The following is a 6983-nucleotide window of genomic DNA, read 5'->3' on the forward strand; positions in this document are numbered from 1 at the left end:
GTCCGCGAGGTCGGCCAGCGCCCGCGCGGCCCGGTCGGTGCGCCGCGCCCTGCGGGTCACCGACCGCAGCACCCGGCCCGCGGTGGTGTACGTGGCGGCGAGGGCGCAGCCGACGAGCAGCACCCAGAGGGTCAGCCGCGGGGTCGTCACGGCCGTCAGGACGGCGATCATCGCCCAGCGCTCGCCGATCGGCAGCACGATCATGCGCCGCACCCAGACCGTCCAGCCGACGCTGTCGAGCCTGTCGGAGAGGGCCGCGGTGGGGCTGGTGTTGGCGTCGGCGTCGTGGTTCGCCTCGTTGAAGGAGAAGTCCACGACGTGGCGGCAGGTCTGCAGGACCATCGCGCCGAGCGCGAGGGCCCAGACGTCGTCGCCGCCACGGGCCGCGCCGAGCGCGAGCCCCGCGTAGTAGGCGTACTCCTTGGCGCGGTCGAAGGTGGCGTCGAGCCAGGCGCCGAGGGTGGAGTACTGGAGGGAGTAGCGGGCGAGCTGGCCGTCGGTGCAGTCGAGCACGAAGGACGCGATCAGCAGGACGCCCGCCGCGACGAAGCCGCCGCGGGTGCCGGTCGCCGCGCAGGCCGCCGCGATCAGCGCGGTGATCAGGGAGGCGGTGGTGACCTGGTTGGGGGTCAGTCCCCTGCGGGCGCACCAGCGGGCCAGGTAGCGGGAGTAGGGGCTGATGAAGAAGGTGGTGAAGAAGCCGTCGCGGGCCTTGACCGCGGACTTCAGGCGGACGGCCTCGTCGTCGACGGCGGAGACGGCCTGCCGTATCTCGTTGCGGGCCTGCGGGTCGGCCGGTACGGCGGCGACCAGGCTGCCCAGCTCGGGGCGGCGCACCTCGGCGCCGTCGTCGGCGAGCGCGGTGGCCAGGCGGTCGGGGAGGCTGTCGACGGCGACCGCGGTGGCGCCGCCCGGGGTGTTCTCCCGGGCGAGGGCGCGGGTCAGCCGCTCGCGGGCGGCGGGCTGCGCGGTGACGGCGCCGGGGATCGCGGCGAGCGGGAAGCGCGGGTCGGTGAGGCCGAGGCGCAGCGCGTGCGGGTGACCGACGAACCGGGCGTCGACGACGGCGACCCGCTCCCCGCCGGGCACCCGGGCCAGCAGTTCCTGCGCCTCGCCGGGGTGTGCGGCGACCTCGACGTCGAAGCCGAGGGAGCGCAGATCACCCTCGATCGACGATCCGGGCACCGGCTGGCCGGTGAGGATGGCGGTCGACAAGCGGACTCACTCCCTGGGGTGCCGACGCGCGGGCGCCGGTCATGAGCATCGTGGGGCGCCCCTTGGCAGCACCAGGCGGGCGGCGTGTCGGCAGAGGTTATCGGATCGCGTCCGACAGCCGTTCACCGCCCGTTCACGGGCCGATCAGCACTGCCTTCACCGGCCTTCGCCGCGATCATCATCGGTGATCGGGGGCTCCGCCGACAAACCGCACCCCCAGACCGGGCATCCGGGACATCGGCGCGCCCCGCGGTCCTCGCGCGGGAGCGGGCGCGGGGGCGCGCGGGAGAAAGCGGGGGCGCCCTGACCTGCGATTCGTTTCCGCAGGTCAGGGCATATGACAACGGTGTTCAGTGCCGCGTTGCCGGATACCCCCCGCCCGTAGTTCACTGTGATCCCGGACCGAGTGAAGGAGGGCTGCCGCCATGGGGGCTGGGCACGACCACGGGCACGGGCACACGCACGCGCCGACCACGGGGACGGCGGCCGCCGCGTACCGCGGACGGCTGCGGGTGGCGCTGTCGATCACGCTCGCCGTGATGGTGGTCGAGGTGGTCGGCGGGGTGCTGGCCGACTCGCTGGCGCTGGTCGCGGACGCGGCGCACATGGCCACCGACGCCCTGGGTCTCGGCATGGCGCTGCTCGCCATCCACTTCGCCAACCGCCCAGCGACCGGCAACCGCACCTTCGGGTACGCCCGCGCGGAGATCCTGGCCGCGCTCGCCAACTGCCTGCTGCTGCTCGGCGTCGGCGGCTACGTGCTGGTGGAGGCGGTCCAGCGGTTCGTCACGCCGACCACCACCGAGGGCGGCCTGATGGTCGTCTTCGGCGCCGTCGGCCTGGTCGCCAACATGGTCTCGCTGACCCTGCTGGTCCGCGGCCAGCAGGAGAGCCTGAACGTGCGCGGGGCCTTCCTCGAAGTGGCGGCGGACGCGCTGGGTTCGCTCGCGGTGATCGTCTCCGCGCTGGTGATCCTGGCGACGGGCTGGCAGGCGGCCGACCCGATCGCCTCGCTCGTCATCGGTCTGATGATCGTGCCGCGCACCCTGAAGCTGCTGCGCGAGACGCTTGACGTGCTCCTGGAGACGGCGCCCAAGGGCGTCGACATGGCGGAGGTCCGCTCCCACCTGCTGGGCCTCGACGGCGTCGAGGACGTCCACGACCTGCACGCCTGGACCATCACCTCGGGCATGCCGGTGCTCTCCGTGCACGTGGTCGTGCGCTCGGACGTGCTCAGCGCGACCGGCCACGAGAAGATGCTGCACGCGCTCCAGGAGTGCGTCGGCGACCACTTCGACGTGGAGCACTGCACCTTCCAGCTCGAACCCGGCGGACACGCCGAGCACGAGGCGAAGCTCTGCCACTGAGAGTGCGGCGTCCATCGGGGGAGCGCGCCGCGGACGGCGCGCGCCCGCCGTTCGTTCTTCACCACCCTTGGCCACCCGCAGGACATGCGGTCAGGCCGGGTAAGTGCCGGGAGTGCCTGATTCGTACGGCAGACTGGGGGCGCGAAGACCGATGCGAAGGATGGGTATGCCGATCACTCCTGCCACCGCGACGCACAGCTCGTCGAACGGCACCGCGGACGCGATCTTGCTGGAACTGGTAGACGAGGACGGCGTCACGATCGGCACCGCGGAGAAGCTCTCCGCCCACCAGCCACCGGGCCGGCTGCACCGCGCCTTCTCCGTCTTCCTCTTCGACGAGCGCGGCCGGCTGCTTCTCCAGCGCCGCGCGCTGGGCAAGTACCACTCCCCCGGTGTCTGGTCCAACACCTGCTGCGGCCACCCCTACCCCGGCGAGGCGCCCTTCGCCGCGGCGGCCCGGCGCACCCACGAGGAGCTGGGGGTGTCGCCCTCGCTGCTGGCCGAGGCGGGCACCGTCCGCTACAACCACCCGGACCCGGCGTCGGGCCTGGTGGAGCAGGAGTACAACCACCTCTTCGTCGGCCTCGTGCAGGCCACCCTGCGCCCGGACCCGGAGGAGGTCGGGGAGACCGCCTTCGTGACGCCCGCCGAGCTGGCCGAGCGGCACGCGAGCGGCACCTTCTCCGCCTGGTTCATGACCGTCCTGGACGCGGCCCGGCCCGCGGTCAGGGAGCTGACGGGTCCTTCGGCGGGCTGGTGAGCCCTACCGCGCGGGCTTGAGCGGCAGGGCGACCCAGATCACCTTGCCGCCGGCCGCGGTGTGCTCGACGTCGCAGACCCCGCCCGCCTCCCGGGCGATCTCGCCCACCAGCAGCAGCCCCCGCCCGCCGGTCCTGCCGTGGTCCGTCTCCAGGGCGGTCGGCCGGTACGGGTGGTTGTCCTCCACCGAGATCCGCACCCACTCGGGCCCGACGGCGACCTCGACGGCGAACGTCGGCGAGAGCAGCGCCGCGTGCTTGACCACGTTGGTGACCAGCTCCGAGACGATCAGCAGCAGCCCCTGCGCCAGCTCGTCGGAGACCGGCACGCCCTGGCGCCGGAGCAGGTCCCGCACCGCGTGCCTGGCCTGCGGGACCGACGCGTCGACGGCGGGCGCCGTGAACCGCCAGACACCTTCCCAGGGCAGCGGTTCCCGGGATCTGGGACCCGGAACCCCCTCGCCGCCCTCGTCAGGGCGTGGACCGGATCCGCGCCCTTGGTCGTCCATCGTCCGGTCGCCGCCCTCGCGCTCGATTGTCACCACACCTCGAAGTGTTGGAGGCGGCGGCCTCGGCTCCCGTTGACTGAACAGAAGTCAGCGGGTATCGAGCGCTTCTGACCACCCGCGCAAGAGGTGGTCGGTCACGTGATCGCTCCTGTCCGGCCCGAGCCGCTTTCGGAAACGAATCAGACGGTCCCGATGGCGCCGCCTCTGGTGATCGACCCACCCCGGTGCGGCTAGCATCCGGCCCATGGAGCCCCAGCTGCGGCACGACGTCACCGACGCGGTCGCCACCGTCGTCATCGACCACCCCGCCAAGCGCAACGCCATGACAGCCGCGATGTGGGCCGCGCTGCCGCCGCTGCTCGACACGCTGGCCGCCGACCCGGGGGTGCGGGCCCTGGTGCTCACCGGAGCGGGCGACACCTTCTGCGCGGGGGCCGACATCTCGACGCTGCGCGGCTCCTCCGCCACCGCCCAGGGGCTCGCGGTGGCGGCCGAGGAGGCGCTCGCCGCGTTCCCCAAGCCGACCCTCGCCGCGATCCGCGGGCACTGCGTGGGCGGCGGCGCGCAGCTCGCGGCGGCCTGCGACCTCCGGTTCGCCGGGGAGGGCGCCCTGTTCGGGGTGACCCCGGCGAAGCTCGGCATCGTCTACGCGGCCTCCTCCACCCGCAGGCTGGTGGCCCTGATCGGTCCGGCCGCCGCCAAGTACCTGCTGTTCTCCGGTGAGTTGATCGACAGCGCGCGGGCACTGCGCACCGGGATGGTCGACGAGGTGCTGCCCGACGCCGAACTCGGCAAGCGGGTCGGGGAGTTCACCCGGGTCCTGGTGTCCCGCTCGCAGTTGACGCAGGCGTCCGCGAAGGAGTTCGCCGACGGGCGCACCGACCGGGACGGGCACTGGGCGGAGCAGGCGGGCGCCGCCGGTGAGACCGCGGAGGGGGTCGCCGCCTTCCTGGAGCGCCGGGCGCCGCGCTTCACCTGGACTACGACAGGATGAACCGGCTCGCCGCGCGGGCCCGTTCCACGAGGTGCGCGGGCGCCTTCTCCGGGGACCCCGCGTCGTACGGGGGTTGCGGGTCGTACTCGGTCAACAGCTGGACCGAGCAGGCGTGTTCGTCGCCCGCGATCCGGCCCAGCAGCGTGAGGCCCATGTCGATGCCGGAGGAGACACCGGCCGCCGTGACGTACTTGCCGTCGGTCACCACCCGCTCCGAGGTGGGCTCGGCGCCGAACCGCGCGAGCGAGTCGAGGGCCAGCCAGTGCGAGGTGGCACGGCGGCCCCTGAGCAGTCCCGCGGCGGCGAGCAGCAGGGAGCCGGTGCACACCGACGTCGTCCAGGTGCTGGTGGCGTCGGCGGCGCGCAGCCACCGGAGCAGGACGTCGTTGTCCATCTGCGCGGTCTGCCCGGGGCCGCCGGGCACCACCACGAGGTCGGGGCGCGGCACCTCGGCGAGGGTCCGGTCGGCGACGAGGGCGAGGTTCCCGGTGTCGGCGCGGACCGGGCCGACGCGCTCGGCGACGAAGACGGTGTCGGCGTCCGGGAGCCGTCCGAGGGTCTCGTAGGGGCCGACCGCGTCCAGCGCGGTGAAGCGGTCGAAGAGGACGATGGCGATCTGCATCGGCGTTCCTAACGCGGGGCGGGTGCGGGACGGAAGCGGCGGCGGTACTCGGCCGGGGCCGTGCCGAGCGCCTTGACGAAGGCGCGGCGCATGGCCTCGGGGGTGCCGTAGCCGCTGGCGCGGGAGATCTCCTCGACACCGTCGGCGGTGTCCTCCAGGAGGCGGCGGGCGTGCTCGACCCGGACCCGGTCGACGTAGCGGCCCGGGGTGGTGCCGGTCTCCGCCTCGAAGGCGCGGGCGAAGTGCCGGGGCGAGAGGGCGGCGCGGGCGGCGAGGGCGCCGACGCTCAGATCGTCCGCCGGGTGCTCGGTGATCCACTGCTGGACCTCGCGCAGCGGTTCGCGCCGGGCGGTCTGGGCGGCGAGCTGGGCGCTGAACTGGGCCTGGTTGCCCGGCCTGCGCAGGAAGACCACCAGGTGCCTGGCGACGGTCAGGGCGGTGTCGCGGCCGAGGTCCTCCTCGACCAGCGCGAGGGCGAGGTCGATGCCTGAGGTGACGCCCGCCGAGGTGGAGACCCGGCCGTCGCGCACGTAGATGGGGTCGGGGTCGACCTCGACGGCCGGGTGGTCGCGGGCGAGGGTGGCGCAGTACGCCCAGTGCGTGGTGACCCGGCGGCCGTCCAGCAGTCCGGCGGCGGCGAGCGCGATGGCGCCGGTGCAGACGGAGACCAGGCGGGTGGCGCGCGGGCCGTGCGCGCGCAGCCACTCCACCAGAAGCGGGTCGAGGTCGCGGGTGCCCGCGCCGCCGGGCACCAGCAGGGTGTGCGGGGCCGGGTCCCCGGCGTCGGCGAGGGAGCCGTCCGGCACCAGGGTCAGGCCGCTCGAGGTGCGCACGGGGGCGCCGTCGAGGGAGGCGGTGCGGATGCGGTAGCTGCCCGGCACGGCGTTCCCGGCCCCGGCGAAGACCTCCACGGGACCGGTGACGTCCAGGCTCTGGACGCCGTCGAAGAGAAGGACGAGAACGGTGCGCTGCCTCATGTCCCGATTCTCGGCGGGTGCCGGGATGTCCGCAACGACGCGTTCCCCACCTTTTCTGCCATCGGGCGACCGGCGGCCCCCGTCCTCGGGTCCCCGGCGGCGGAATCCCGCGCGGGGGCGGCCCTTCTGGACGTACCAACCAGTCGGTAACGTGCAGGGCATGACTACCGCCGCCCTGGAGCCGCGCGCCGGCCGCCGCTGCCACAACACGCTGAACTCCCTGCACTCCACCCTGTTCTTCTCCCCCGACCTGGCGACGGAGATGGGGGCGCTGGGCATCACCGACCCCCGGGCGGTCAACTTCGCCACCCGGGCCGCGGCCATGGGACGGGTCGGCCCGGGGACCGTCACCGCGGCCTTCTACAACTACCGGTACGAGCTGGTCGCCCGGCACGTGCCCGCCGTGTGGGACACCGCCGCGCCCGACGCCGTCCTCGCCGCACGCGCGCGTGCCGCCGACGCGACCCTGCGGCGGCTGCTGGGCGCGGACGCCGTCGCCGCGCCGGAGACGGCGGAGGCCGCGTCCCTCGCGCTGCGCGCC

At 74.1% G+C, this 6983-nt stretch carries 7 protein-coding genes and 1 pseudogene; 4 read left to right on the top strand and 4 right to left on the bottom strand.

Annotated features, from left to right (window positions below; genetic code table 11):
- Nucleotides 1–1215 (bottom strand): CDP-alcohol phosphatidyltransferase family protein (locus GA0115242_RS29800; protein ID WP_093833938.1); only part of this gene is annotated, 1215 nt, incomplete at its 3' end.
- Nucleotides 1216–1640: 425 nt separating this feature from the next.
- On the opposite strand from GA0115242_RS29800, the gene GA0115242_RS29805 reads away from it, so the two are divergent.
- Together GA0115242_RS29805 and idi are read left to right on the top strand one after the other, a co-directional pair.
- Nucleotides 1641–2582 carry a cation diffusion facilitator family transporter gene (locus tag GA0115242_RS29805; protein WP_093833940.1) on the top strand — a complete coding sequence of 314 codons (942 nt, stop codon included), beginning with the start codon at nt 1641–1643 and terminating at the stop codon, nt 2580–2582.
- Nucleotides 2583–2748: 166 nt separating this feature from the next.
- Nucleotides 2749–3342 carry an isopentenyl-diphosphate Delta-isomerase gene (gene idi / locus GA0115242_RS29810; protein ID WP_093833942.1) on the top strand — a complete coding sequence of 198 codons (594 nt, stop codon included), beginning with the start codon at nt 2749–2751 and terminating at the stop codon, nt 3340–3342.
- Between the two features lie 3 nt (nt 3343–3345).
- Here idi and GA0115242_RS29815 read toward each other — a convergent pair whose 3' ends face one another.
- Nucleotides 3346–3849, bottom strand: a complete 504-nt coding sequence (locus tag GA0115242_RS29815) for an ATP-binding protein (RefSeq protein WP_093833950.1) — start codon at nt 3847–3849, stop codon at nt 3346–3348.
- A gap of 244 nt (nt 3850–4093) precedes the next feature.
- On the opposite strand from GA0115242_RS29815, the gene GA0115242_RS29820 reads away from it, so the two are divergent.
- Nucleotides 4094–4843, top strand: a complete 750-nt coding sequence (locus GA0115242_RS29820; protein WP_093833944.1) for an enoyl-CoA hydratase/isomerase family protein — start codon at nt 4094–4096, stop codon at nt 4841–4843.
- On the opposite strand, the gene GA0115242_RS29825 is transcribed toward GA0115242_RS29820, so the two are convergent.
- Nucleotides 4830–5465 (bottom strand): DJ-1/PfpI family protein, encoded by a 636-nt coding sequence (locus GA0115242_RS29825; RefSeq protein ID WP_093833946.1) that lies wholly within the window; start codon nt 5463–5465, stop codon nt 4830–4832. The two genes, GA0115242_RS29820 and GA0115242_RS29825, sit on opposite strands and share 14 nt — an antisense overlap.
- A gap of 8 nt (nt 5466–5473) precedes the next feature.
- On the bottom strand, nt 5474–6442 hold the full coding sequence (locus tag GA0115242_RS29830; RefSeq protein WP_093833948.1) for a GlxA family transcriptional regulator: 969 nt from the start codon (nt 6440–6442) through the stop codon (nt 5474–5476).
- Nucleotides 6443–6602: 160 nt separating this feature from the next.
- Between GA0115242_RS29830 and GA0115242_RS29835 the strand changes: the two are divergent.
- Nucleotides 6603–6983, top strand: a pseudogene (locus GA0115242_RS29835) (hypothetical protein); the annotation flags it as partial.

This window comes from Streptomyces sp. SolWspMP-5a-2 (assembly GCF_900091845.1).
Taxonomy (GTDB): Bacteria; Actinomycetota; Actinomycetes; order Streptomycetales; family Streptomycetaceae; genus Streptomyces; species Streptomyces doudnae.